Origin of the sequence: Sphingomonas sp. 22R3R2A-7, from assembly GCF_036856055.1 — a bacterium.
In the GTDB taxonomy this organism is placed as follows: Bacteria; Pseudomonadota; Alphaproteobacteria; order Sphingomonadales; family Sphingomonadaceae; genus Sphingomonas.
Map to the genome: position 1 here is coordinate 3,784,532 of NZ_JASPFR010000001.1, position 22,507 is coordinate 3,807,038.

Below are 22,507 nucleotides of genomic sequence, written 5' to 3' on the forward strand. Positions count from 1 at the left end.
GGCTTGTTGCCGGTGGCAAATCTTAAAGAAGCTAGAGGATCACGCCCGCGGACTGCGCGAGCTGCCGCTCGATCCGGAAGCGGATATCATCGGGGCATGCCTGGTTGAGCACGGCCAACGAATAGAGACGGCCGTCGATGAAGCTCAGATAGCCATTGCCGTCGTACCGTGCGCCGACCAGCGGCTGCTCGGTGGCGAGCGGGTAGGTGTTGGCCGCGGTGTCCGTTGCATCAACGACCGGAACAGCGTTCGACCGAACAACAGCGTCAGTGCTTCTAAACGACAGCATCAGTCGGCGATCGACAGCGCCGCCAACACCATCCGACGTACCGCTTGGATTGGTCATCCGGAACGTGGCAGATGCCCCGCCGCGCACGCCAAGCCAAAAGGTCCCGTTCGAGCTCGACGTCGTCGTGGTCCCGCGCCGGCCGAAGAATATTGCCGTGCTGAGATCCTCGCTGTCGTCCCGAGCGCGGCGCAGGCCGGCAAAGGCCGTGAACTGCGGATATCGGAACCCGCCCGCCGGGCCCATCGTGTAGAAGGTCGATGCACCGTTGAACTCGAGGCACGGATAAAAACCGTCCATGCGGAAGACGGCCTGGCGATCGGGATCGGGCTGGACGAGATGATTCCCAAAGCCGCTCTTGTCCTGGACGACGGCGACGCTCCCGCCGACGATCGCCGGAACGGTCATGGCGACGTCTGCCCATAGGGTCGAGGTGTCGCTCAGGTCGAACCACGCGCCGTTCGCCCCGCTATAGGCAAAGGCTTCCACCGGCAGGATCGGATCGTCGGCCGCATCCTGGATCTCGACCTGGAACGGCGTCGGCGCCGAGCCATTGCCGTTCGCATCGCGCGCGACGACGGTGATCTTGAGGATCTTGGAACCGTCGGCCGCGGGGCCGTTGGCGACATCGTAATCCTGCGCACGCATCGAAATGGTCCGCCCGCTGCGCGCAAATTTGCCAGCATCCGGACCGCTGATCTCCAGCGTGCCGGGCTCGCTGAGCGTCAGGAGATAATCCTTTGGCTGGTTCTCGACAGCGGTTTGCTGAGTCGCGCTGGTGATCGACGGAGCGACCGTATCGGCGTGGTTCCAAACCACCGATGGCGCATCGGCATTGCCCTCGTCGTCGAACAGCTTGCTGCCCTTGTGGCTGGTTGCGTTGATCGTCGCCTGGTCGACGGCCAGGAAGCCCGTCGCGAAAATATGGAATGGATTGGTGCCGGTGGTGTCATCCGTGAACGTGCAGCTGGCTACGCGGACGCGACTGTTCGCATAGGCATAGACCTGCCCGATCGAACCCGACCCGTATTTGACGGGTCGCTGCCCGACACACTGGACCAGGTACGCATCGCCCCACATGCGAAAGTTACGCTTGTTCTCGACACCGAGGCACCGCGTGAGGGTGATCTGGCTTTTGAAATCGTAGCCACCATCGGTGTTATACCGCGCAACGCAGTCCTCGAGCGTGAGCCGGTAGTTGCCGCGCTCGCCGGAAAAGCCGTCCGAGTTCCAGTATGCCGAGCCGTTGTTGTTGTAGTTGTTCTCGGAGATGCAGCGGCGGAAAACTACGTCGTGCGCAGTATCGTCGATCTGGAAACCGCACGCGAAATTGTCGCCATCCTGTTTTTGAGCATCGGCATGGCAATCCTCGATGAGGACGTTTGCGCTGTCATACCGGACGATGACGAACTGCTTCGAATAGCCGTTGCCGTTGCAGCGACGTATCGTCAGGCCGTTGATCGATGCGGTTTGGCCCGATGACGCACTGTTCTGAATGAGACGGCGGATGTTGTTTCCGTCGATATCCTCGAACGTCAGATTGCTGTTCGCCTGGCGCAGGCGAAAGCACGTCCCGGCATTGCGAAACTCGATCGACTTGAAGACCAGATTGCTGGCGCCGGCATTCAGCCAGAAATGCTCCGCAACGCCGCCTGGCGATCCCATCGACCATGGATTTGCGCGATCGCCGACGAACACAGCTTTCATCGGATTGCCATCAGCATCGACGCCGCGGACGGTGACAGCCTTTGCGGTCGTCCCGCCCCTACTGATCGTCATCGTCGACGTCGGCAGGGTGTAGGTGCCGGCATCGGCGCGAAGCCAGACCTCCGCGCCGGTCAGCGCTGCCTTGCTGATCATGGTGTTCAGCGCAGAAAGCGGCGCGGCGTTATCCCATGACGAACCGTCAGCCGAACCAGCAGCTGCCCGGGCGATGCGAACCGGCGCCGGGCCGGTGGGCGGAGGCGTCATGTCGACGTCGCCGGCATAGAATAGCTCGAAGCTGGTGACCTCTTCCTCGAGGTCCAGCTCGATACGCGAGCAGCACAGCCGGGCGTCGACCGACTGCTCGGAGTCGACCAGGCGAACCGCCGGCGTCGCAAGCGAGGGATCGGACCAGACCAGCGCCGCGACGCTGACCGAGAAGCGCGGGTCGCCCGCGAGCACGAGGCCGCGCTCGTCGACGATCGTCTTCGCGTCTGCCAGGAGGTCGAAGAACCCCTCGCCGGGGGTGAGCGAACCGTCACGCGCGCCGGTCAGCGCATCGCGGACGGCGGTGTTCTCGTAGCGCTCGATGATGGCTTCGCGCGTCGCCGCGGCGATGTCGTTGGGGAGAGCGCTCATGATGTCTTCCAGCTCACGGCAGCAGCCTTCAGCGCATCGGTTTCGGTCGCTGCGGATTTTACGGCACGCTTGGCGATCTGCGCCTTCGCCTCGATGTCCTCGACATCGCCGGATGACGTAATCCCATCGGCAAACCGCTTCAGCACTACCGAGAGCTTCTCGCCGGTCAGCGCAGCTTCACGGGCCGCGTACGGATACTTCGCCTTGCGATCGGTCAGGGACAGCGCATCGAGCACCGTCGCAAGGATGCCGGCGGACCGGTCGACCTCGATACCCTTGCGGCTGTAGACCCACTTCTTCGCGCCACCGTTGGTCAGAAAGGTCATCTGCCGGGTTTCGCGCTCGTCATCGATCTGCGCGAGCAACCGTGCCTTGACCAGTGCCATGTCAGGCACCCAGCCCGATGCCGGCACGTACTTCTCGCGCGCGAGGTCACCGAACCGCGGCACCTCGTACGTCGTCCAGGTCGCGTCCCATGTCCGGGTGGCGTTCATCGCCGGGTGCACGTCGGAAAAGACCTGCGCCTGAATCTCGCCGGTTCTCAGGAGAATGACCCACTGTTTCAAAGCCCGGTCCTCACGGTGAACGCGCCGGCAGGATCGCCCTGGCCCTTGCTCGAGGCTGCCACCGGCTGCGCGCGCAGCAGCGGGGCGGCGTCATAGGTCGCGCCTGGCGTCAGACCGGATACGGTGATGACGCCGGTGTTGAGACGGCCTTGAACCACATCGATCTTGCCGGTCGTGGTGTTGCCCTGGCGATACGCTTCGGTGCCGACGATCTCGGCCGCGGCGTCGGTCCAGCTGGCGCCGCCGGTCGGGCGATATTGCAACCTGGTGGCGGCGGTGAGCGAGCCGTAATCGAACGCGGGCGATCCCTCGTTGCGGAAGTAATAGGTCACGTCGAGCACCATCGAGATCCGGCCGCTGCTGTCGGCCTTCGCCGAGACGAACGACGTCGGTGCCGATGGATAGGTCGGTGCGCGGCTCTTGATCGTCGGGAAGCTCGTCAGCGAGGCGCTGGCGTCGGTCGGCGGTGGTGCGACGGCGTCGGGTAGATTGATCGTGACGGTGCCGGGCAGCACTGCGCCATCGAGGAGCGACACGACCTGGATGGTCCCCGACGATTGCACGGCCGTGATCGTCACGGTGCCGCGGGCGATCGATGACGGATCGTTGTCGATCGTCGCGGTGATCGAGCCCGCGATGACGATCGAGAAGTCGGTTGCGGCCGACACGTCCGCGCCGCCCCGGCGCCGCGTGGCCTTGACCGACGCCGGCAGCTGGCCGGCGACGATCGCGCCTGAAGCGTCGGTCGATATGCTGATAACCGTGTCGGAAAGATCGAGGCTCTTGGTGATGTCCGAACCCAGCTCGGCTGGCTTCCATTCCTCGATCGTCGTGCCATCCGCATAGCGCGCCTGGATCGCCGGGCTCATCTGGTACCAGGCGGGGCCGGGCAGCGCGCCGGTACCGGGCGTGGTCGAGACGTACAGCCAGCGCGAACCGTCCGACAGGTCGACGATATCGCCCTCGCGGTACGTCGTGCCGACAACGTAAAGGCCTCGCGGTGTCAGCGGCGCGGAGAACGCAATGTCGGAAAGAGCATGGACCGTCCAAGTCGGCTGCGCCTTGATATCGACACGCCACCAAGGCGTACCGTTCTCAAGCTGCTTGACCGACGACACCGGGGGCAGCGCCGAACCGTCCGCCTGCAGCGTCGCCATCACGTCGCCGATCGCGCCGATCCGCGCGACGAACAGCTTGCCGAGCCAGCTGACGCCGGCGACCGCATTGACGCTCTGCGCAATGCGCTGGATCAACTCGCGCGCGGTGGTCTGCGCGGTCACCTGAATCGACAGCGGCATCGGCCGCAGCGTGTCGAGCGCGGCGAGCGATGCCTGATCGATCCGGTCGCCGGCGCCGACGATCTCGGCAATGCGCCGGATCAGCTCGCCTGCCAGGCGCGGATAACCGCTCGAGCGCCCGCCGGCGTCGCCCTTCACCAGATAGCTGAGCGTTCCCTCGGGCGGCGCGCCGTGGCGCACCTTGCCTTCGGCCAGACAGGTCGCAAACCGCCCGGCCGGGATCGTCGCGGCGACCAGCGCCGCGTGATCGGCATAATCGCCGACTGATGCGGGAAAGCGAGACAGCTTGTCGAGCGCGACCTCGACCGCGGCGATCGGGCCGGCACCGGAGATCTGCACGACGGAATTCGCGACGTCGACGAGCACGCCGCTGGCATAGCGCGGCGCGCCGAGCGCCAGCGGCTTCGCCGTGCCCTTGAGGTCGGCCGATCCTTCAGCACCGCCGGTGCCGGCATAGGTCCCGAGCACCGGCTGATCGAGCCATGCGTCGTCGACGGCGATCGAGGCGGTGGCGATGCCGGCGTCGATCGACGGCTGCGCCTTTACGCGGCCTTCGAAGCGCTGCGTCCAGGTCGCGAACGGCGCGCCGACGTCGCCGGTCCAGATCCGCACCGGTGCGCCCGCATAGCGCAGCGCCGGCGCGCCATCGAACGGCAGGCAGGAAAAGGAGAGGTTCGACGCCGGCGTGCCGACCTGGCCGTCGAACTCGCCGGAAAACAGATCGTACGAGAGCTTCGGCAGCTTCGAGATCGCCGGCCACCAGACGGTATCGTTCAGATGGCAGACGCGGCTGTCGTCGACGCTGGCCATCCGGAGCGTCACCGGCGCGAGCGTACCGGCCATGCGGGCGACGATCTCGATCAGCGCGCCCTTCATCGGATCAGGCTGACCTGGTTGACCTGCCAGCCCCAGCTCGCGGCGCGGCGCTGGACGGCCGTGAGGTCGCCGACGAGCGTGCCGTAATAGCAGCGGCGCTGCCGCTGCGCGTCGGGCGTGGGATCGGTGCAGACGAACACTTCGCCAGTGTTGCCGATGCGCTCGATCAGCGGGCGCACTGCCGCCTCGACCTCGTCCTTGTGGACGGCGTTGAACTCGATCGACAACGTCGGGAGCTTCGGACCCCGGCGCTTGAGCGGTACGCCACGCGCCGACAGATCATAGCTGCCAAGATCCTTGACGCCGAACTTGCCCCCGAAGGTGAAGTTGCGGTGCAGCTGGATCTTGCTGCCGATCACGACGCGGCCGACCGTAGCGACCGCGTTGCCGAGCCCGCCGATCGTCAGGCGGACATATCGGCCGACGATCGCCGCGCCCGACCACCAGCCGATGCCGCGCCCGCTCGCCCACCCGGCCGAGCCGGCGAGGAACGGAAGCGCGCCGGTCGAGAAGCTGCCGGCCGGAAAGCCTGCCCCCTGGCCTGCGGTGGCGACCTCGACGGTTAGCGTCCACGCGCCGGTTGCACCGTCACAGCCGAGCAGCGCGGCGAAGTCGAGCGCGCGATCGGCGCCGAGATCCACGACGAGGCTTTGCGCCGCGGCGCCGGCAGCGGACTGCCAGGTGACGCCGAGATAGTCATTGCCGACATAGGCCGCGTCGTGCCCGGCCGCGGTGGAGCTGGCCGTCACGCCTGCGAAGGCGAGCGGCTCGACGATGATCGCACTGGCCATGTCTTATCCCGCCGCCACGAAGGATCGGCCGCTGCCGATGAAGCTGCTGTCGTTGCCAGCAGCCAGGGTGAGCCGCGCCAGCAAATCATTCGTCAGCGCCGCCTGCTGGCTCATCTGATCGAGCAGCTCGTTGGTGGTCTGCACGCCGGTCGCCGTCGCCGCAGCGCTGGCGGCCGTGGCTTTGGCGAACGGCGATTCGACCGACGTGCCGATCGGCGTGGCGTTGTCGATCGTGCTGATCGCCTTGTTGGTCGCGGCCTGCACGGCGTCGAGCGCGTCGAAATACGCCTTGGTCGATCCGTAGAGCTGGCGCTCGATGTCGAGATAGGTCTGCGCAGCCGCCTGGTATTTGCTCTGGTCGATCGTCTTCCCGCCGGCGATCTGGGCGAGATACGGCGCCAGCGCTGCCTTTGCCGTCTGCTCCTGGTCGCGCAGCGAATAGGGCGAATTCGACCCCATCTTCAGACTGGCGACAAAGTCCTTCAGGCTGGCACTGGCGGCTGCGGTGCTGTTCTTCACCTGGGCGAGCTGCAGATCGTACAGCTGTTGTGCCTGCATCATCTGCTCGGCGCTCGCCCCACCTTCCTTCAGCGCGTCGACCGTCTTCAGGAATTTGGCGTTCAGCTCGTCGATCGCCGCGCCGACCGGATCGAGCATCGCCTTCAGATCCTTCGGCACCGCCTCGATCATCAGTGCCTTCGACAGCGCTTTTTCGAGATCCCCGCCGGCCGCGAGGATCCGCTTCGATGCAGCCGAGATCCCGCCGATCACGCCATCGGACAATGCGTCAGCGATCGCCGCGCGCACCGCTTCCTCCTCGGTGGCGAATGCCATTACCGAGCCGCCCTTGACGTTGCCCTGACCGGTCGGATCGACGCGGTACGCGCCTGCCTTGTGCCCCGGCCGGTAGCCGAGCGACACCGAACCGGCGCCGGTGACGGTACCGCCGAGCGCTTCGGCGATGCGGTTGAGCGATCCGGCCACGCTGTTGGCCGACGCGGATGCTGCCGCCTTCTCGGCCGTGCCGTTGCCCTTGGCCGTACCCGCCGCCAGGCCATCGCTGCCGAAGGTCAGCGTCGAGGATCCGGACGTGCTTTTCTTGAACAGCCCGCCGATGACGCTGCCGACGATGCCGCCCGCGATCGCGCCGAGCGGACCTGCTGCGCCGCCCAGCGTCTTGCCGAGCGTCCCGCCGATCGTCGAGGCGACCGTCTTGCCGAGTGCGTCGCCGGCGACCTTGCCGAGCGCACCGCCGACCGCGCTGCCGAGCTGGTTCTGTTTGCCACCGGTAATCGAAGCGAACAGCGACCCGCCGAGCTGGCCGTATGACGCGCCGGTCAGCACACTGCCGATGCCCTTCTCGAGACGGTCGAGCGACTCGGTGCTGATCTTCAGCGGCGAATTGCGCAGGCCGTCGATCAGCGACCTGGCCGAACTGCCCGCCTGCGCCTCGATGCCGCCCGGCTGCAGCATGGTGCGGGCCGGTCCGCTGATCCGGATGCCGAGCAGATCGGCCACGCCGGCAATACCATCACGCACCTGGTCGGAGAATGCGATGCCCGCCGCTTCAGCGTGGTCGCGCATCTGGTCACCAGTCGCATCAATGCCCGCCTGCCAGGCGGCGATCGCGCCATCGACTTCCACCGGTCCCATAATGAGACGGAAGTTGTCGTGCGCCGCGGTCGTCTGCGACGCGGTGAAATCGCGCTTCGCATTGCGGATATAGACGACCTGCTGGTCGGGCGTGATCTTGCCGGCGCCGGCCAGCTTGTCGATCTCGCCCAGCTCGTCGCGGTACCGGCGCGCGGCATCGGCTGCCGGATCGAACTTGCCGAGGATTTGCTCAAGCGCGGTGTCGAGCTTCTTCTGCTCCTGCGCCGCTTCGCGTTCGGCCTTGGCCGTATCGCGCACCGACGCGCGATAATTGTCGACGGCGAGTTTCCCCTTCTCCCATGCGACATGGAAGTGGTCGGAATGCCCCTTGTCGCCGGGACCGAACAGCTGCTCGACACCGCCGGCATTGCGACGGATCGAGACGCCCGCCTTCTCGAAGATCGCGCGGACATCGTCCTTCGTCATCGATCCCATGCCGCCCTTCGGCACGAAGTCGAGTGCGGCGCCGCGGTAATGGTCCGAGCCTGCGACATGCTTGCCGCCGGTCGTGCTGGTGATGCGCGCGCCGAGCGTATCGCGCAGCAGCTTCGATATCGTCGTCGGCGACGCCAGCTCGGCATCGCGCGCAGGCTTGCGGCTCGAGGCGCTCTGACGATCGCGCTCCTCCTGCATCTTGGCCTGGCGCTTCTTCTCGATCGCAGCCAGCTCGCGGGTCAGCGAGGCGTCGACGTTCTTGCCGCGAGCCGCTTCCGCTGTTGCCGCGCGCTGGGCTGCGGCTGCCTGGTCGTCATACAGCTTCTTGATCCGCTCCATCGGATCGACGGACCGCTTCGCTGCTTCGGCCGCGAGGTCGATGCGGGTGCGCTGGACGTTCTGCTCGGCCTGATCGATCTTGGCCTGCTGATCTGCGGCGTCCTTCTTCAGCTTCGCCATCTTGGCTTCGTACTGCGTCGCGACGACCGCCGGCACACCGCCGGGCCCGAGCGACCGAAGGTTCTCGCCCTCGGCCATCGCCTTGGTCTGCTCGATCAGCGCGAGCGTGGAACGGCGGACGGCGATCTCGCGCGCCAGCTCCATCTTCGCATCGATGTTGGCCTGCTCGGCACGCGTGCGCAGTGCCTTGTCGCCCTCATCGAGCGCCTTGGTCTGCTCGCGGATCGCCATTGCGACGCCGTCTGCCGAGCGTGCGACCATGTCCTGCGCCTTGGCCGTGATCTCGGCTTCAGCGGCGGTTTTCTTCAGCTTGGTGACCGCGTCCTCGAGCGCGTCATTGCTGTCGAGCAGCTTGGCAATCAGCGGCGGAAGAACGGTCAGCGCGACTAGCGTTGCGGTACCGGCGAACGTGCCGAGGAAGGCACCGACGACGCCGAGTTTCCCGCCCATGCCGGTCAGGGCGAAGCCGACCTGGCCGATCTGCTGCGAGAATGCGGTCGCAACGGAGCCGCCATTTGCCGTCTGCACGGCGAAGTCCTGGATCTGCTGCCCTAGCATCAGCATCGACTGCTGCTGCTGGCCTGCCGACTTGGTGTTGTCGTTCGCAGCCCGCGTGTGGATCCCGGTCGCGCTGGCGGTCTTGTTCAGCTCGACCTGGACGGCCTCGAGCGCGAGGATCCGCTGACGGATCGCGCCGGCGTCGGCCTCCTCGGCGCGCGCGGCGACCATCGCGGCATCCGCCTCGAGGCGCATGGCTTCGGTGACGGTCCGCGAGCTGGCTGACGCCGCGAGCATTGCCGCGTTCAATTCGCGCGCGACGGCTGCCTTCTCATCGGCCGCGGCCGCGGCCTGGCGCAGCGACGTGATCTCGCCCGACAGATCGAGCGAACCCGTGGCGGTGCGCGGTAGCTTCAGCGACTGCTCGGCGAGCTTTTGCACCTCGGCAAAGCTCTGCCCGAAGCTGTCGCGGATCCCGGCCGCGGACGTGCGCGCCTTCGTCGCCAGGTCGGCGAACGATCGCCCGCCCTCGCTGCTGAACTGCTCGGCACGCAGCTGCAGGCGGGCGACGATATCGAATTGCGATGACGATGCCATGCTATCCCCTCCCTGCTGCGGTGCCGCGGATGGCGGCGAAGAACTCGCGGGCGATCTCGCCTTCACTGGCGGTGATCATCGGCCCGATTGCGAACGCGTTGCGAAACTGCACGACCGGCAGCAGCACGAAGATCGGGATCGTTGCGGATCCGCGGCCGGCATCGATGCGGCGCTGCGTGTTCGGTTTGGCGATCTGCTTGCGGCCCGACAGGACCGCGTTCTCGGCGACGAGCAGCGCGGCGCGGCCGGGGCGCTGGACGAAGGTCAGCTCCTGATTGTGCAGGGCTTCCCATTCGACCGGCGTCGGCCGGGCATCGCGCCCGCGGCCGGTACCGGGCTTGCTGCCGGCAGCGGGCAGCGGGATCGCGAGATACTGGCCTTCACGTCCCCGGATGGTGCCGGGCGTGGTCCAGAACGCGATCGCGGCGCGGGTGCGCGCACCGCCCTTGATCCAGATCGTGCCTGACGGATTGCGCGCCGGGCCGCTTTTCGGGAACGTCGACGACTGCCAGGCGCGCCATAGCCGTCCGGGTACGGCCGATTGTGTTGCCGCCTCGAGGCGCTGCTCGAGGCGACGGGTGGTCGATGCGACGGCCGAGGTACCAGCCGCCAGGTGGCGTCGGACCAGACGATCGCCATCGCGGGCGAGCGCCGCGGCGTCGAGCGTGAGGTCCGTACCGTCATTCGCCACTAGGCTTCTCCAGGCTGTCGATGATCGCGAACGCGTCCATCAGCGCGGCCGGCTGCTCGCCCGGGCTTCCTGGGCAAGGCAGCACCTGCGGCATCAGGGGCGAGGCGAAGCGTCGGCAGTGGAACCAGAGGTCGACGACCGGCCAGATCCACGCGGGGAGCGCGAGACGCGGATTTTCTTTCCAGCGCGTGCCGGCGATCTCCCAGCCGCCTTCGACCGTGCGGCCGAACTGGAAGGCTTCGGGCTGGCGTCTGACGGCGACGGCCGCGGCGAGTTTCCCTCCAGCCCTCGCGGCTGTTGCAGCTCGTACGCACGGTTTCCGGCGAGGCTGAGCAGGAACGGCTCGATCTGCGACATGGTGGCGTCACTGACCTGACCGTCGCGGCCGAGCTCGAAGGTCACGCCCTCGATCTCCATGCCGACGCAGTAGCGCTTGAGCGCGACGATCGGCGCGATCGCGCGCCGGCGCTCGAGCTGCGCGACCAGGTCGCGGTAATCCGGCCAGCATTCCGCCAGGATCTTGCGGACGCCGGCGAGCAGCGCGCGATCGTCGACGCTGAGCTGGTCGACGTCGCCTTCACCTTCCGCCTCGATCAGCCCGAGCAGTCGATCGAGATCCGGATCATCGGCCAGCAGCGCGACCACGCCGCCCCGAATCGCCTGGCGCAATTCGAAGCCCCAGACCTGCGCACAGCGATGCGGGCCCGACAGCTCCGCCTCCATCTGGCCGCGCTCGATCACGTCGCCGGCGCGCAGATGAAGCACAGGCGCGCCGGGCTTCGGGTTGCCGTGGTCGTCGGTCATCCAGGGCGGGGTGTAGGGGGTCGTCGCCCCCTTGCTGGTCAGGATCATCTAACGGCCCTCAATAGAAGACGAGGAAGCCGTCGGAATCGCGGACAAAGCCGTCCTTGCCGATCGAGCGGACCTGCAGGGTGACATCGTCCGAGCGCAGCTTCCCGCGCATGCCGTTGTCGAGCATCACCGGCTGCGTCGCCGGCATGACCATCGCCCAGCGGTTGCCGGTCTGGCTGCCGTGACGCAGGACGCTCGGCATCTGCACGCCGTTGCCGATATCGGTGATCGTGTCCCGGTTGGCGACGAGCGTCGCCAGCGGGTCGAGCTTCAGCATCTTCTTGCGATCGACGATCTGACCGGGGCCGAAACCATAGGGCGTGTTCGGATCGTCGATGTTCTCGATCTGGCTGCCGGGATCCACCGACCAGGTCGAGATCGTGGTGGCCTTGCGGTTGAGGCTGGCTGCCGGCGACACGCCTGCGCCCTGCACCAGCATCGGCGCCGAATGCCCGGCGATCACGAGGTTGGCAGGAATCGGCGCGTCGACGCGGCCGGCATAGATCCCGGTCATGTTGAACGTGCCGTAACCCGGGCGCGCGCTCTTGCCGTCTGGCGTCATCGTGCCGCGGCAGCCGACGAACTTCATCAGCCGGCCTTCTTCGTAGATGTAGCACGTCCCCGACGGCTGGTCGGTCAGGCGCGAGGCGGTGTCGCTGGGCGACGTCTGCGCGTAGCTCCAGTTGGCCGGCATCGAGACCTGCGTCGTCGCATCGAGCGCGGGCGTGAACGTCTCGGACAGCGTCGCGACGCGCGCGGCGCTGTATTCGATGACGGCGGGCTGCGCGCCGGCTCCGGTGCCGCCGGTCAGCAGCAGGATCATGCCGAGCACGGCGCGCGACACGGCAGGGAAGCCCGCCGGCAGCGTGAGGGTGCTGGCGCCGCCCGCGGTCGCAGCGGCCGCAGCGATCGCCGCGGTGAACTGGCCGCGCCAGCCGCATGCCTGAAGGGGCTGGTGCAGCGGGGGCTTCACGGTTGCCGAATAGACGACACTGGGCCCGGCGCCTTTGATACGCGACTTAAAGCTGATCGGCGTGACCTGGCCGATGATGAGCGGCGCGCCGGCGACGAGCGAACCGGTCGCCTCGTTCGCGTCTTCCATCGTCCAAGGCGTGCCGTAGGTGACGCTGTCGGCCTCGACGGGCAGCGCGTCGACGGTGGGATCTGGATTGGCGTCGACGCCTTCGATGCCTTCAAGCTTGAACAGCACGGCGACGTTCGCCGGGCGAATGGTCTGGTCCATGGGTGGCCTCCTTCAGGCGGGTAGAGCGGGGTCGGCCCGCGAAGTGGAAAACTGGATCTCGAAGTCCTGGGCAAAGCCGAGGCGGCGTACGCTCGAGAGCGCGGCGGTGAACAGGCGAAGGTCGCCGTCCTCGATCAGCTCGACGGTACCGCCCAGCGTCTCGTCGGCCATGAGCGCGGCGACGACGGACGCGAGCAGCGCGTTGCGCGCGAGCGTCGGTGCCTTGCCGCCAGCGCCGTCGACAAAGCCGTCGATCGTCACCGTCATCGCGCGGCGCGTGAGGCTGACCTCGCGCTCGAGCACAGCATGGCCGGCGTCGGTAATGCCGAGGGCGGGGAATGCGCTGGGGTCGCCGGCGGGCTCGACCTCGACCTCGACAGCCAGGTCGACGATCGCCGCCTCGATTGCGGCAAGGATCTGATCGCGCACCGTCATTGCGCCGGTCCCGCGTCAACGACGATCAGCCACCAGGCGCCGATATCGTCGCGGCGCGTGACGTCGGAGATCTCCCAGCGCTGGCCCTTATGAGTGAAGCTGTCGCGCGTTTTCGAAGGCCGCTTAGGCAGATCGCTCTGCTGGATTTCGTAAGTCAGCTTGCGCAGTGTGCTGCCGGCGCCAGGGAAGCTCGCAGCTGCGTCGTCGGTCCAGATCGCGCCGATCGGCTCGAGAAGGATGCCGTCCTGCGAATAAAGAATCGGCTCTGGATCGACGAAGGCGGCACGAATGGCGGCAAGCGCCGCCGCCTCGGCAGCATTCATTTCGCTGCGGCTTCCCGCTCGTCGGCTTTGGCGGCGGTTTCCGAAACGGCGCGATTGCCGTCAACCATGGCTTTCGCGCGGTCGGCGTCGATCTCACCGGCCTTGTCTCCGATCGACAAAGTCTCGCCCGCGTCGACATAGCTGCCATCGTTTCGAGATGCTGCGCTGTACAAAGTGATCTTCTTCATCGCTGATCTCCAGCAAAGGGGGCGGCGCAACACGGTCACGCCGCCCAGGTGCACCGGGCAATGGGAGGTAGCGGAGCCCCGGTGTTAGGCGACCTGACCGGTCAACAGCACTCGGCCGACGGTGTCGGCGCTGGCCTGCGCCTGCGTCGCGGCGCCGATCAGCGTGTTGTTGGTGGCCGTGGTGGTGACGTTGAACGCGGTGTTGTCCCAATAGACCTTTTGGCCCTGGGTCCACGCGCCCGTCGCCTTCGCGAGGTCGAACACTTCGACGCGACGAGCTTCGACGGGCTGGCCGGCCGCGGCATCGGCAAGGGCGACGGCAAAGATCGCACCGGCGAGGATGCCCGAACCCGACGCGACGGTGCGCGGGGCGATGAGAGTCAGGGTCTGACCCTGCTGGACGTAGTTGCGTGCCATCTCGGCTTACTCCTTGTCTGCCGCGGCCTTGCGGCGCGTCGGCTTGGCTTCGGTCTCAGCCGCCTGCGGGGCGACCTCGGCCTGATGCGGGTTCACAGGCTCAGAAGCGTCCGCCGTCCCACCGGTTGCGGTGTTCGTCTCGACGGGCGCGGCTTTGTCCTGCTTGGCGGTGAAGTCGTCGGACACGTCGGTCGCGACTCCGTCGGCGACGAGCTTGTCGGCTTCGTTGTCGTCGACATGCAGCACACCCTCGTGGGGGTGCCGAAGACTGCCGCCGACATAGGCGGAAGTCAGGAGGCTCAGGAATTTCATCGGGTATCTCCAGAATGGAGGGGGCGGCACGGGCCGCGCCCCTCATCCGTCAAAGGGCGGCGATCAGGCGCCCGGCTGCTTGTACGCGGAGCGCCAGTTCACGGCGCCGACGCCGTAATCGTGGCGGACCTTCCACTCGACGCCATCCACGCGCCAGCCGTCCTGGCTGTCGGTGAACGGCTCGGTGACGCCGTTCAGGAACACCACCTCGATCGCCGGCGCGACGTTCGGATCGGCGAACGCATAGTATGCGGTGCCGGCGAGGCGCTTGCTGGCAACGATGTCGGCGAACAGGCCCTTCACGATGTTGGGCTTCTGCAGCTTCGACACGGCATCGGGGTCATACTCGCTGCCGTTGATCGTCACTGCCGCACCGCGCAGGCCGCGCGGTACGAGCAGCGTGTTCGGCGAGATCTCCAGATACTCGTTGCCCGAGAGATCCTTCTGCGACGCCATGGCGACGTCGATCGCGTCGAACGATGCGACACTCGGGATCGCGCCGGCAGCGGCGAGATTGCCGTGCTGCGACGAGAAAAGCGCGAAGCCGTCGTTCATCAGCGGGTTGCTGTTCAGCAGCGCATAGACGTCGATCTCGATGGTGAGCTTGGCAGCGCGACCGAGGTCGACTGCGAGGCCCGAGAAGATGTCCATGTCGTCGTTCACGATCATCTGCCGCGACAGGTTGATCATGTTGCCGACGGTCTTCGCCTTGATAAGCTCCTTCGCCAGATCGGGGATCGGCTTGTCCTTGAACTCGCCGGCCTCGTTGACCTGGTCCAGCGCACCGAAAGTGCCGCGCAGGTAGCGGGTGTGCAGACGGAAGTCGGTCACGGTGCCGGTGCCGGCAAAGCGCGACCACGTATCCGGCGTCGTGGCATAGGCGGCCTGAAGCGTCCGGTGGATCGCGTTCTCGAACAGGACGGGGAAGTCGCTGGTCGTTTGCGTGATCACGGCTGCGCGCGGGCTCATCGCCTCGCGAACGATCGCGTCGGGATCGCGCGACGTGACGTTCATGCCGATGTTGGCGAGCGACTCGCGCGCCAGATCGACGTTGCGCACGCCGCGGAACTCGCCTGGATCGATCTTTACGGTTTCGCCGCGCAGAGCCGCTGCCTTCTCGACGAGGTGGGCGACGCCCGCCTTGACGAGCAGCCAGTTGGTGGCGCCTTCCCGAAACTTCTCGCGCTGATCGACGGTCACGCGCGCCGGGCTGTTGTGGCCGACGTTGGCCGCGTCACCGCCCTCGGCGAGCTTGTCGAGGATCTTCTCGCGCGCAACGGCGAGCGTGGTGTCGCCGTTAACGAGCTCGTCGACGAACTCGTTCGTCATGCCGTGCTTCGTGCCAAGCGCGCGGATGCCACCGACGCGGGCGCGCTCGGATGCGACCGCAGTGTCAATACGCGCCTGCGCATCTGCGGGGGTGATGGTCTCGGCCGGCTTCTGCTCGCCCGCCGGCTTTTTGTCCTGCTCGGACATAGTCGTCTCCTGGTTGGGTAGGGGAGCGGCGGGTGCCGTCCGGTGTGCGCTCGCCATCGCCGACGTGGTGATGAGCGGGCTATCGGGGGCCTTGCGGAACCCGAATGCTTTGACGTTGATCGCGGCCGACGCTGTGATCGCGCTGCTGATCGACGTGATGAAGTTCTGAGCGAGGGCCTCGGTCGCCGTCATCCACGTCTCGGCATCGAGCATGGAAATGAGGTCTTCGGCGGCGAGCCCCGTCTGGCCGGAATAGATGCCGACCAGCTGGTCACGAATGCGATCCAACTGGTCGGCAGCAGCGCGAAGCTCCTTCGCGTCGCCGCAGGCGCAATCCCAGGGATTGTGAATCATCATCAAAGAATTGTCGGCCATGATGATCTCGTCGCCGACCATCGCGATCGTCGACGCCATCGACGCGGCCAGGCCGTCGATGTGCACGGTGATCTTGCGGCCACCCTGCTTTGCGCGGGCGAGCGCGTTGAAGATGGCGAGACCTTCCATGACGTAGCCGCCGGGCGAATTGATCCGGACGTTGAGGTCATCCGACCCCGCGGAGATCAGCGGGACGAGCGTCTTTGCGTCGAGACCGTCCCAGCTATCGCCGACGATCCCATAGATGAGGATTTCAGACATTCAGGCCCCCTGGGCTGCGCCATTGGTGGATGCGGCTGGCGCCGCCGGGTTGCCGACCGCCGTGACGTGGCGCGGATCGGAATCGAAGATCAGGCCGAGCGAGGTCGATCTTCTCGGCATCGGCCTTCCACTCGGCGAGGAACGTGTCGGGATCCTCGCCGCGCTCGCGCGCGGCCTGCGAGATCGTCATCTGGCCTGACCGAATTGCGTCCCGATTGGCCTTCACTTCGTCCGACGGGTTGATCATCGCCCGACCGGGTGGGGTCCACCGGACCGTGACGCCTTCGACGTCCTCGCCGACCATGATCAGCGCATCGATCATCCAGGTGGCGACCGAGTCACAGAACTGAGGAATGAACATCGTCCACTGCCACGTCGCAAGCGATCGCTGGTATTCGAGCCAACCCATGCGGCCAGACGAGAAGTTCACGTTCGACAAGTCGCCGGTCAGCGCCTCGTACGGAACGCCAAGGCCTGCCGCGACGGCGCGGAGCGATACCTTCGTATAGTCAGCGTAGCCATCGACGCCTGGGGGGGACGAGAACGACACCTCTTCGCCGGGACGAAGATACTGGAAAGTGCCGGGCTCGACATAATCGAGCGGCTCGCGGTCCTCGACGGCATCATCGGTCGCGATGCCGGGAATCGCATTCCCGTCATCATCGCCGGTGACGACGCCGACGAATGCGGACGCCAGCTTCTGCCGGGTCAGCTGCGCGTCTTCGAAGTCGGCGAAGTCCTTCATCCGCAGCACGATCGGTGCAAGCCAGGTCGCACCGTGCTCCATCTCCGGCCGGTCGGCGCGGAAGACGTGGGCGATGTCCACGGCAGGAATAAAGGTCGAACCCAGCGACGTCGTGCGACCGCTGCCAGGGTGGCCGTTGTACAGCCAGTATCCCTCGCGCGCCCCGATCGGCGTGAACTGGACGCCGTTGATCAGGAAGCTGCCGTTGACGCCGGGGGCCGCGGCAAGCGGGCCATGCTTGGACGGATCGATATAGTCCGGCTCGAGCACTTGCATCTGAAAGGGCAGGGGCAGCCGATCGGAGAGGCGGCGCCAGCGACGACGTAGAACGACGGCGCCGCTCTCCACGATGGTCCGCGCTGCCTGAAGTTGCAGGCCATAGAGATCATGCCGGCCGCTGGAATCGCACGACTTCGTGTCGAAGTGCTTTCGTGCGATCTTGTTCAGCCGGTCGTCGATGACGCCGTTACGGTAGACCTGGAACGTGATGCCGGTGCCGACCAGGTTGTTCGCGATCGTCGCGACGCCTCGTGCTGCGAATGGATTGTTCCGGACGAGGTCGCGGGCGATGCCGCGAAGCGCTGCGGTGACCGCCGGCGATAGTTCGCCGTTCGCATCCCGCTGCGTGCGGCGCCATCCTGCGGCGCGGCGGCCGAATGTCGCGCCGTCATATTCCGCCCGAGGGCCTCGTCCGCGCGCGATACGCTGCTTGGGCGCGACGGGCGCAACCTGCTGCGGCTGCCGGCGCAACAGGCGGTCAATCAGGGATCGATCAGCCAAGGTCAGAGCCCGCTGCGATAATAGGGGACACGGCGACGCAACACGCCGCTAGCGGCGTTGGCCTGCATCTTGATCTGCGCTTCGACGACGGCGATCGCGGCGGTGACCGCCTCGACCGATTGGAAAGTCGTCTCGCGGCCGTCGGCGAAGCGGACCTTCTGCGCGCCCATCGCAACCGCGAGCAGCGACTGGTGAAGCTTATCGAGGTCGGATTGCTGATACGCCATGCCTACCTCCTCCGGTTGCTGGTGAACGGGTTTGAGCGCTTCGCCCTGGCGGCGGGCGGGGAATTCGCCGGCTTCGGTGCCGGTTTTGGAGCAGTCAGCATGCGCCCCGGCTGGGGCGGTTCGGATCGTTCGGCGGTCGAGTGATCGTCAGGCGGTTCCGGGACTTCGGGTTCGCTGGGCTCTGACTGCTCGCCGGTCAGCTTCGCCCATTGGCCTTCGGTCCAGCGGTCGGCGCCAAGGCTGATGGCAACGGCCCGGGCGTACACGGCGTTATCGAGCGCCTCGTTGCGGTCGCGGAGCTTGTGCCATTCCCGCCGGATGCCCCCGGTGCGCTGCTTGATCTCGCGAAGCTCTTCCGCGACCAGCTGCTTGATCCACTCGTCGTCGGTGCCCTGCGGCAGGTAGATGTACCCGTCGGGATAGGCCTCGCCGTCGGTGGGCTTCTCCAGCCCAAGCTGCCCGTAGAGCTCGAGCTTCAGCATCGACGTGCCGATGTTCCAGAGCCTGACGCCCTTCTTCAGCTTCCGCCCGTTGACCGAAACATCCTGCCAGGATGGCGCGCCGATCGCTTGCTGCGCGGCTAGGGACTCGCGCCCCTTTACCGCCATGACGAAACCGGGGTGGCGGCGAGCCCACCCGTAGACCTCCATCGTATTCTCACCGTCGCCTGAATCGACCGCGACGCGCGCGAGGCGCATTGATCGGCCGTCAGCGGAAACCCACTCGCGCGCGATCTCCTGATCGAGCTTTTTCCAGGTCGCCTTGTCAGCGATTGGACCGAACACCTCGATGCGCTGGACGAACGCCCGACGACGGCCGGAACCGAATGCCCAGATGTCGGCGTCGATACGACCACCGCCGCCTCGCTGAACGTCTGCCGCCATGACGAGCAGCCCGGCCCATGATGGCGGCGTTCCGATCATCATGGCCGCCTCGCGACGTTCGTAGAGCCGCTGCCACTCCGGTGCCTCGCCGCGCTCGGCCCAAACATCGCCAAGCACCTGATTGACGAACGTCTTTAAAAGGTTGGGGTCCTTGCGGACTTCCATGAACTCGCGGGCCAGTTCGGCCCAGGCCGCGCCGCGGTGCTGACTGTAGCCAGACCAGATATGGAAGCTGCGGTGGCGTGGCCCGTTCTCCGGGGCATGTGCGCGCCACTCGCCGTTGAGGTCCATCCAAGGCTTGTGCGATTCCTCGATGTCGCAGCCAGCTTCGCACCGATACCAAGCGCGCTTCGGGTTCTCCTTCGGTTCCCATCGAATGCCGGGGCCTGTTCCATCGCCCCAGACCAGCACCTGCATGTGCCCGCACTGCGGGCAGGGGACGTACCGATGTTCCTGCGTCCCCGCGTAAAACAGCGCGTCGATCCGGCTGATACCCGCCAGCGTTGGCGTGGAGCCCGCGGCACTTAGCGGCTCGTCTGACGTCTGGTTGCGCTTGAACGCCAGGCGGGCAGGGTCACCCTCCAAGCCGGAGGATACGGGGTAACCGTCAGGCTCTTCGAGCAGCACGCTGTCAGTCGTGACGCGCCGGAATTCCTTTGGGCTGTTCGCACCCTTGATCTGGATCCAGCCGCCCTTGAAGCGCTTGGCCCTGATCTGGTTGTCCCGATGCCGCGGTTTGAACGTCGCGACGGTGCGGATGATTGGCCACTGCAGCACCGGGTCCAGATCGTCTCGACTGTATTTCTCAGCGTCGTCGATCGTCGGCTGATAGATCAGCAGGCGCCGCGGGCTCTGATGGATGCACCAGCCGATATAGTTCTGGACGATCTGCGAGTAGCCGATGCGGCTGCTCTTCTTCACCGAGATCTGCGTGGTCGCCGGGTCGGTGAACGCATCCGCTATCCCGTCCTGGAACGGGAAGGCGCGAAAGCGTTTGCCGTTATCGAGGCGGGCATGGATCGCTGACCATGCTGACAGCGTCAGGATCGGCTTCGGCTTCCAAGCCGCGATCCATTCCCGCACCGCCGTCAGGATAGCTCCTGCCGGCGCGGTGATCACCTCAATCGTCGTCTCCGGGGGCGTCGTCCTCATCCATGCCCCCGCCCCTCGACTCCTCGACCCGCGTCAGGCTGAGGTCTTCGAGCGCGTCCTGAATTGCTTGCTCGATCCGAGCGCGGAGCAGTTCGTCGCCTTTGGCGACGATGGCCGGCACGCGCATCAGGCGGCCCATCGACACGGCGATGACGCTCGTCACCGCCATGGTCATGTCCGGCAGCGATGCGAGTTCCTTGCGGTCCAGCGCGTTCGCCGTCGCGATCTTGTCCGCCTGCTCCTTCGTGAGGCGGGTGCGTTCGACTTCGAACGACGCCGTCCCCTCACCAGAGGTGGCGAGCTTCCGCACCTTGAAGTCAACGTGTGCCTCGACATACTCGTTCGCGGTCTGGCCTGGCCGGGGAAAGTCACCCGCCTGCATCCGGTCGCGGACCCAGCTGTCGGACATGCCGACAAGCCACGCCACCTGTGCCCGGGTTAAGGCGGCATTTTCAATACTCGAAATTGCCGCCTCCCAATCAGTGAGATGGGCTGTTCGCCGCCATTTTCACACTAGCGGCGGCGGCATCCTATGGCAGCCCGTGGCTACGGAAGACCTGCGCCTTTGCCCCCCGTATTACCCAGGCTGGCCGGAAGGACCCAAGGGAGCGCCCCGACCCTGTCCGTTTCGCGCGGTGCGGCGCAACATACGTGCGTAACCGCGCAGGTGGGTCGGAGAATCGCCCTGACTTAAATCTAGGTGCGGGCAATATTGAGGATCAACGACGCCTCGCATCCGTTCGAGGAATACCAAAAGAGGAGAGAGATGATGTTGAAGACAGTAGCTGTGTTTGCAGCGATCGCCATGTCCACTGCTGCAGTGGCTCAGCAGAGCGGCCCAACCGGGTCAGGTACGCCAACCGGCCCGGATGCAAAGGTCGCCGTCAACGGTAAGAAGCTGGATAACTCCGGCGCTAGCAAGCCGATGAAGGCAAAGACCAAGAGCCAGAAGACGATGTCGCATTCCAAGGCGCATTCGACGGGCACGATGTCCGGCGATCGTACGATGGCTCCCGGTAATTCGATGTAATCATATTTGAGCCGCTACTTCGGTAGCGGCTCAATTGATCCATACCGTAGGACAACCGCCCGGAGCCTTGCTCCTGCGTTGGGGACGAGGGTGGCAAGCCACTACGCTCATCGCGGTCCGCTTATGCGGCGATAGGCGGACTTTGTACCTCATCCGTTCCAAGTAGCCAAGCCCCGATCTTCATGTTGATGCCGGCGAAAGCGACCAATACGAACTTGCCGTCGCCGCCCTTCACAACCTCACCCGACAACCCCGCTCCCGGACCCTCGGTCACCTTGACCGGCTGCCCGATAGTGAATGCTTGGCGCTGACCCATTCGGGCAGCTCGCTTGCCTCTCTCCTCGATACGACGCGCTTCGGCGATCTCGGCATCGCTGATCGTCGGGATGGCGCCGAGATGCCTGAAGATCGAGAAGCTGGGATGCTCGGAGAACGGCTGGGCCGCGATGCTCGCCAGGTCGTAACGCTGACTGGCGCGGGCAAACACGAAAGTCGGCATGATCGGAGCAGCATACTCGACCCGCTCGCGTGTCCTGCCACGACGCCGGGTCAGCGTTTGTATCGGGCTCCACACATCGAACCCTGCTGCCTCGAGAGACGCCGCGAGTGGCAGCGTGCGCGACGCTCCGGTCCGTAGGATGCACCAGTCAGTTCCCCGCGCCATCGCTTCAATCTCTCCAAGCATCTGGTTGGTTCGGCTTGGCGACCCGGCCGACCAAGCCGCTGTAAACAATATGGAAACCGATTTGGGTTAATTCGGGTTCTCTAAGACTTTCAATGAATCGCCGGATCCAAGAATGACGACTGACTGCACTGCTGAGCGAACTGACCACACGATCGATCGGCCCCTGGTCGAGCAGGCTCGCTACTGGACGATGCTGAGCCATTGGGCGCGCGGCGATGTGATCGACCTCGGGCCAGACAGCGCAGCCGGAGCCCATTCGACTGACATAAGCTCCGCGCCGTAAGCAGGTTGACCATGCGGCGATCATGCGTGAGCCTCCAATTTCCGCTGATCGGTCGGCGGTCCCGGGATTGCCATCCGCCGGTAGCGCTCGGCCGTTGCGCGGCTGGCGGCGAACGCCTCATCGGCATCAGCGACCTGTGATTTCTTCCGCCCCTCGATCCACGAGACTGGGTCAGCTTTCCCGGCAGCGCTGACGATCGCGTCGTTCGTCCACCTCTCGCCGTGCTCACGCCGCCATTTCGCAATCAGGGCGCCGGCTTGGTTTCGGGACTTGCCCGCCGCCATGAGCAGCGCGATGCCAGCGTTGAAGAGGGCTTTCGCAGGATCGATCGCTGCGTCAGCGGCAG

The 22,507-nt window shown here is 66.0% G+C and carries 22 protein-coding genes; 1 reads left to right on the forward strand and 21 read right to left on the reverse strand.

Going from position 1 to position 22,507, the window contains the following annotated elements; genetic code table 11:
• Positions 1–31: 31 nt before the first annotated feature.
• The 18 genes from QP165_RS18195 to QP165_RS18280 all read right to left on the reverse strand — a co-directional run bounded on the left by QP165_RS18195 (position 32) and on the right by QP165_RS18280 (position 20,572).
• Entirely contained in the window at positions 32–2,629 is a 2,598-nt protein-coding gene (locus tag QP165_RS18195; RefSeq protein WP_333996697.1) for a right-handed parallel beta-helix repeat-containing protein, read from the reverse strand.
• Positions 2,626–3,195 carry a hypothetical protein gene (locus QP165_RS18200; RefSeq protein WP_333996698.1) on the reverse strand — a complete coding sequence of 190 codons (570 nt, stop codon included), beginning with the start codon at positions 3,193–3,195 and terminating at the stop codon, positions 2,626–2,628. Before QP165_RS18200 ends, QP165_RS18195 begins: the two co-directional genes overlap by 4 nt.
• A complete protein-coding gene (locus QP165_RS18205) occupies positions 3,192–5,369 on the reverse strand; it encodes a hypothetical protein (protein WP_333996699.1) in 2,178 nt (725 codons plus the stop codon). Before QP165_RS18205 ends, QP165_RS18200 begins: the two co-directional genes overlap by 4 nt.
• A complete protein-coding gene (locus QP165_RS18210) occupies positions 5,366–6,160 on the reverse strand; it encodes a hypothetical protein (protein WP_333996700.1) in 795 nt (264 codons plus the stop codon). Before QP165_RS18210 ends, QP165_RS18205 begins: the two co-directional genes overlap by 4 nt.
• 3 nt (positions 6,161–6,163) lie before the next feature.
• Entirely contained in the window at positions 6,164–9,802 is a 3,639-nt protein-coding gene (locus tag QP165_RS18215) for a phage tail length tape measure family protein (protein ID WP_333996701.1), read from the reverse strand.
• Between the two features lies 1 nt (position 9,803).
• Entirely contained in the window at positions 9,804–10,493 is a 690-nt protein-coding gene (locus QP165_RS18220) for a DUF6441 family protein (protein WP_333996702.1), read from the reverse strand.
• A gap of 93 nt (positions 10,494–10,586) precedes the next feature.
• A complete protein-coding gene (locus QP165_RS18225; protein ID WP_333996703.1) occupies positions 10,587–11,345 on the reverse strand; it encodes a hypothetical protein in 759 nt (252 codons plus the stop codon).
• Positions 11,346–11,355: 10 nt separating this feature from the next.
• Positions 11,356–12,588 carry a hypothetical protein gene (locus QP165_RS18230; RefSeq protein WP_333996704.1) on the reverse strand — a complete coding sequence of 411 codons (1,233 nt, stop codon included), beginning with the start codon at positions 12,586–12,588 and terminating at the stop codon, positions 11,356–11,358.
• A gap of 12 nt (positions 12,589–12,600) precedes the next feature.
• Complete coding sequence (locus QP165_RS18235; protein WP_333996705.1) at positions 12,601–13,023, reverse strand: hypothetical protein; 423 nt, start codon at positions 13,021–13,023, stop codon at positions 12,601–12,603.
• A complete protein-coding gene (locus QP165_RS18240; protein WP_333996706.1) occupies positions 13,020–13,346 on the reverse strand; it encodes a hypothetical protein in 327 nt (108 codons plus the stop codon). The genes QP165_RS18235 and QP165_RS18240 overlap by 4 nt, the downstream gene beginning before the upstream one ends.
• Positions 13,343–13,534 carry a hypothetical protein gene (locus QP165_RS18245; protein ID WP_333996707.1) on the reverse strand — a complete coding sequence of 64 codons (192 nt, stop codon included), beginning with the start codon at positions 13,532–13,534 and terminating at the stop codon, positions 13,343–13,345. The genes QP165_RS18240 and QP165_RS18245 overlap by 4 nt, the downstream gene beginning before the upstream one ends.
• 84 nt (positions 13,535–13,618) lie before the next feature.
• Positions 13,619–13,951 (reverse strand): DUF2190 family protein, encoded by a 333-nt coding sequence (locus tag QP165_RS18250; RefSeq protein ID WP_333996708.1) that lies wholly within the window; start codon positions 13,949–13,951, stop codon positions 13,619–13,621.
• Between the two features lie 6 nt (positions 13,952–13,957).
• Positions 13,958–14,263 carry a hypothetical protein gene (locus QP165_RS18255; RefSeq protein ID WP_333996710.1) on the reverse strand — a complete coding sequence of 102 codons (306 nt, stop codon included), beginning with the start codon at positions 14,261–14,263 and terminating at the stop codon, positions 13,958–13,960.
• Between the two features lie 63 nt (positions 14,264–14,326).
• Positions 14,327–16,375 carry a ClpP-like prohead protease/major capsid protein fusion protein gene (locus QP165_RS18260; RefSeq protein WP_333996711.1) on the reverse strand — a complete coding sequence of 683 codons (2,049 nt, stop codon included), beginning with the start codon at positions 16,373–16,375 and terminating at the stop codon, positions 14,327–14,329.
• Positions 16,368–17,900, reverse strand: a complete 1,533-nt coding sequence (locus tag QP165_RS18265; protein WP_333996712.1) for a phage portal protein — start codon at positions 17,898–17,900, stop codon at positions 16,368–16,370. The genes QP165_RS18260 and QP165_RS18265 overlap by 8 nt, the downstream gene beginning before the upstream one ends.
• A 2-nt stretch (positions 17,901–17,902) precedes the next feature.
• Positions 17,903–18,127, reverse strand: a complete 225-nt coding sequence (locus QP165_RS18270) for a hypothetical protein (protein ID WP_333996713.1) — start codon at positions 18,125–18,127, stop codon at positions 17,903–17,905.
• 2 nt (positions 18,128–18,129) lie between these two features.
• Positions 18,130–20,163 (reverse strand): phage terminase large subunit family protein, encoded by a 2,034-nt coding sequence (locus tag QP165_RS18275; RefSeq protein WP_333996714.1) that lies wholly within the window; start codon positions 20,161–20,163, stop codon positions 18,130–18,132.
• Positions 20,132–20,572, reverse strand: coding sequence for a terminase (locus QP165_RS18280; protein ID WP_333996715.1), 441 nt, complete (start codon positions 20,570–20,572; stop codon positions 20,132–20,134). The genes QP165_RS18275 and QP165_RS18280 overlap by 32 nt, the downstream gene beginning before the upstream one ends.
• 360 nt (positions 20,573–20,932) lie before the next feature.
• Here QP165_RS18280 and QP165_RS18285 point away from each other — a divergent pair, with 360 nt between their 5' ends.
• Positions 20,933–21,193 carry a hypothetical protein gene (locus QP165_RS18285; RefSeq protein WP_333996716.1) on the forward strand — a complete coding sequence of 87 codons (261 nt, stop codon included), beginning with the start codon at positions 20,933–20,935 and terminating at the stop codon, positions 21,191–21,193.
• A gap of 121 nt (positions 21,194–21,314) precedes the next feature.
• On the opposite strand, the gene nusG is transcribed toward QP165_RS18285, so the two are convergent.
• The 3 genes from nusG to QP165_RS18300 all read right to left on the reverse strand — a co-directional run bounded on the left by nusG (position 21,315) and on the right by QP165_RS18300 (position 22,445).
• The gene (gene nusG, locus QP165_RS18290; RefSeq protein ID WP_333996717.1) at positions 21,315–21,692 is read right to left on the reverse strand and encodes a transcription termination/antitermination protein NusG; all 378 of its coding nucleotides are present in this window, start codon (positions 21,690–21,692) and stop codon (positions 21,315–21,317) included.
• A 169-nt stretch (positions 21,693–21,861) separates the two neighbouring features.
• Positions 21,862–22,185, reverse strand: coding sequence for a hypothetical protein (locus tag QP165_RS18295; RefSeq protein WP_333996718.1), 324 nt, complete (start codon positions 22,183–22,185; stop codon positions 21,862–21,864).
• Positions 22,182–22,445, reverse strand: coding sequence for a hypothetical protein (locus QP165_RS18300; protein WP_333996719.1), 264 nt, complete (start codon positions 22,443–22,445; stop codon positions 22,182–22,184). The genes QP165_RS18295 and QP165_RS18300 overlap by 4 nt, the downstream gene beginning before the upstream one ends.
• Positions 22,446–22,507 lie beyond the last annotated feature (62 nt).

What these genes read in the sequence shown, in the direction of transcription:
- QP165_RS18195 (WP_333996697.1), bottom strand. Translation starts at nt 2,629, where the DNA reads ATGAGCGCTCTCCCCAACGACATCGCCGCGGCGACGCGCGAAGCCATC.
- QP165_RS18205 (WP_333996699.1), bottom strand. Translation starts at nt 5,369, where the DNA reads ATGAAGGGCGCGCTGATCGAGATCGTCGCCCGCATGGCCGGTACGCTC.
- QP165_RS18210 (WP_333996700.1), bottom strand. Translation starts at nt 6,160, where the DNA reads ATGGCCAGTGCGATCATCGTCGAGCCGCTCGCCTTCGCAGGCGTGACG.
- QP165_RS18215 (WP_333996701.1), bottom strand. Translation starts at nt 9,802, where the DNA reads ATGGCATCGTCATCGCAATTCGATATCGTCGCCCGCCTGCAGCTGCGT.
- QP165_RS18225 (WP_333996703.1), bottom strand. Translation starts at nt 11,345, where the DNA reads ATGATCCTGACCAGCAAGGGGGCGACGACCCCCTACACCCCGCCCTGG.
- QP165_RS18230 (WP_333996704.1), bottom strand. Translation starts at nt 12,588, where the DNA reads ATGGACCAGACCATTCGCCCGGCGAACGTCGCCGTGCTGTTCAAGCTT.
- QP165_RS18235 (WP_333996705.1), bottom strand. Translation starts at nt 13,023, where the DNA reads ATGACGGTGCGCGATCAGATCCTTGCCGCAATCGAGGCGGCGATCGTC.
- QP165_RS18240 (WP_333996706.1), bottom strand. Translation starts at nt 13,346, where the DNA reads ATGAATGCTGCCGAGGCGGCGGCGCTTGCCGCCATTCGTGCCGCCTTC.
- QP165_RS18245 (WP_333996707.1), bottom strand. Translation starts at nt 13,534, where the DNA reads ATGAAGAAGATCACTTTGTACAGCGCAGCATCTCGAAACGATGGCAGC.
- QP165_RS18250 (WP_333996708.1), bottom strand. Translation starts at nt 13,951, where the DNA reads ATGGCACGCAACTACGTCCAGCAGGGTCAGACCCTGACTCTCATCGCC.
- QP165_RS18255 (WP_333996710.1), bottom strand. Translation starts at nt 14,263, where the DNA reads ATGAAATTCCTGAGCCTCCTGACTTCCGCCTATGTCGGCGGCAGTCTT.
- QP165_RS18260 (WP_333996711.1), bottom strand. Translation starts at nt 16,375, where the DNA reads ATGTCTGAAATCCTCATCTATGGGATCGTCGGCGATAGCTGGGACGGT.
- QP165_RS18270 (WP_333996713.1), bottom strand. Translation starts at nt 18,127, where the DNA reads ATGGCGTATCAGCAATCCGACCTCGATAAGCTTCACCAGTCGCTGCTC.
- QP165_RS18275 (WP_333996714.1), bottom strand. Translation starts at nt 20,163, where the DNA reads ATGAGGACGACGCCCCCGGAGACGACGATTGAGGTGATCACCGCGCCG.
- QP165_RS18280 (WP_333996715.1), bottom strand. Translation starts at nt 20,572, where the DNA reads ATGTCCGACAGCTGGGTCCGCGACCGGATGCAGGCGGGTGACTTTCCC.
- QP165_RS18285 (WP_333996716.1), top strand. Translation starts at nt 20,933, where the DNA reads ATGTTGAAGACAGTAGCTGTGTTTGCAGCGATCGCCATGTCCACTGCT.
- nusG (WP_333996717.1), bottom strand. Translation starts at nt 21,692, where the DNA reads ATGCCGACTTTCGTGTTTGCCCGCGCCAGTCAGCGTTACGACCTGGCG.
- QP165_RS18295 (WP_333996718.1), bottom strand. Translation starts at nt 22,185, where the DNA reads ATGATCGCCGCATGGTCAACCTGCTTACGGCGCGGAGCTTATGTCAGT.
- QP165_RS18300 (WP_333996719.1), bottom strand. Translation starts at nt 22,445, where the DNA reads ATGGCGGCGGGCAAGTCCCGAAACCAAGCCGGCGCCCTGATTGCGAAA.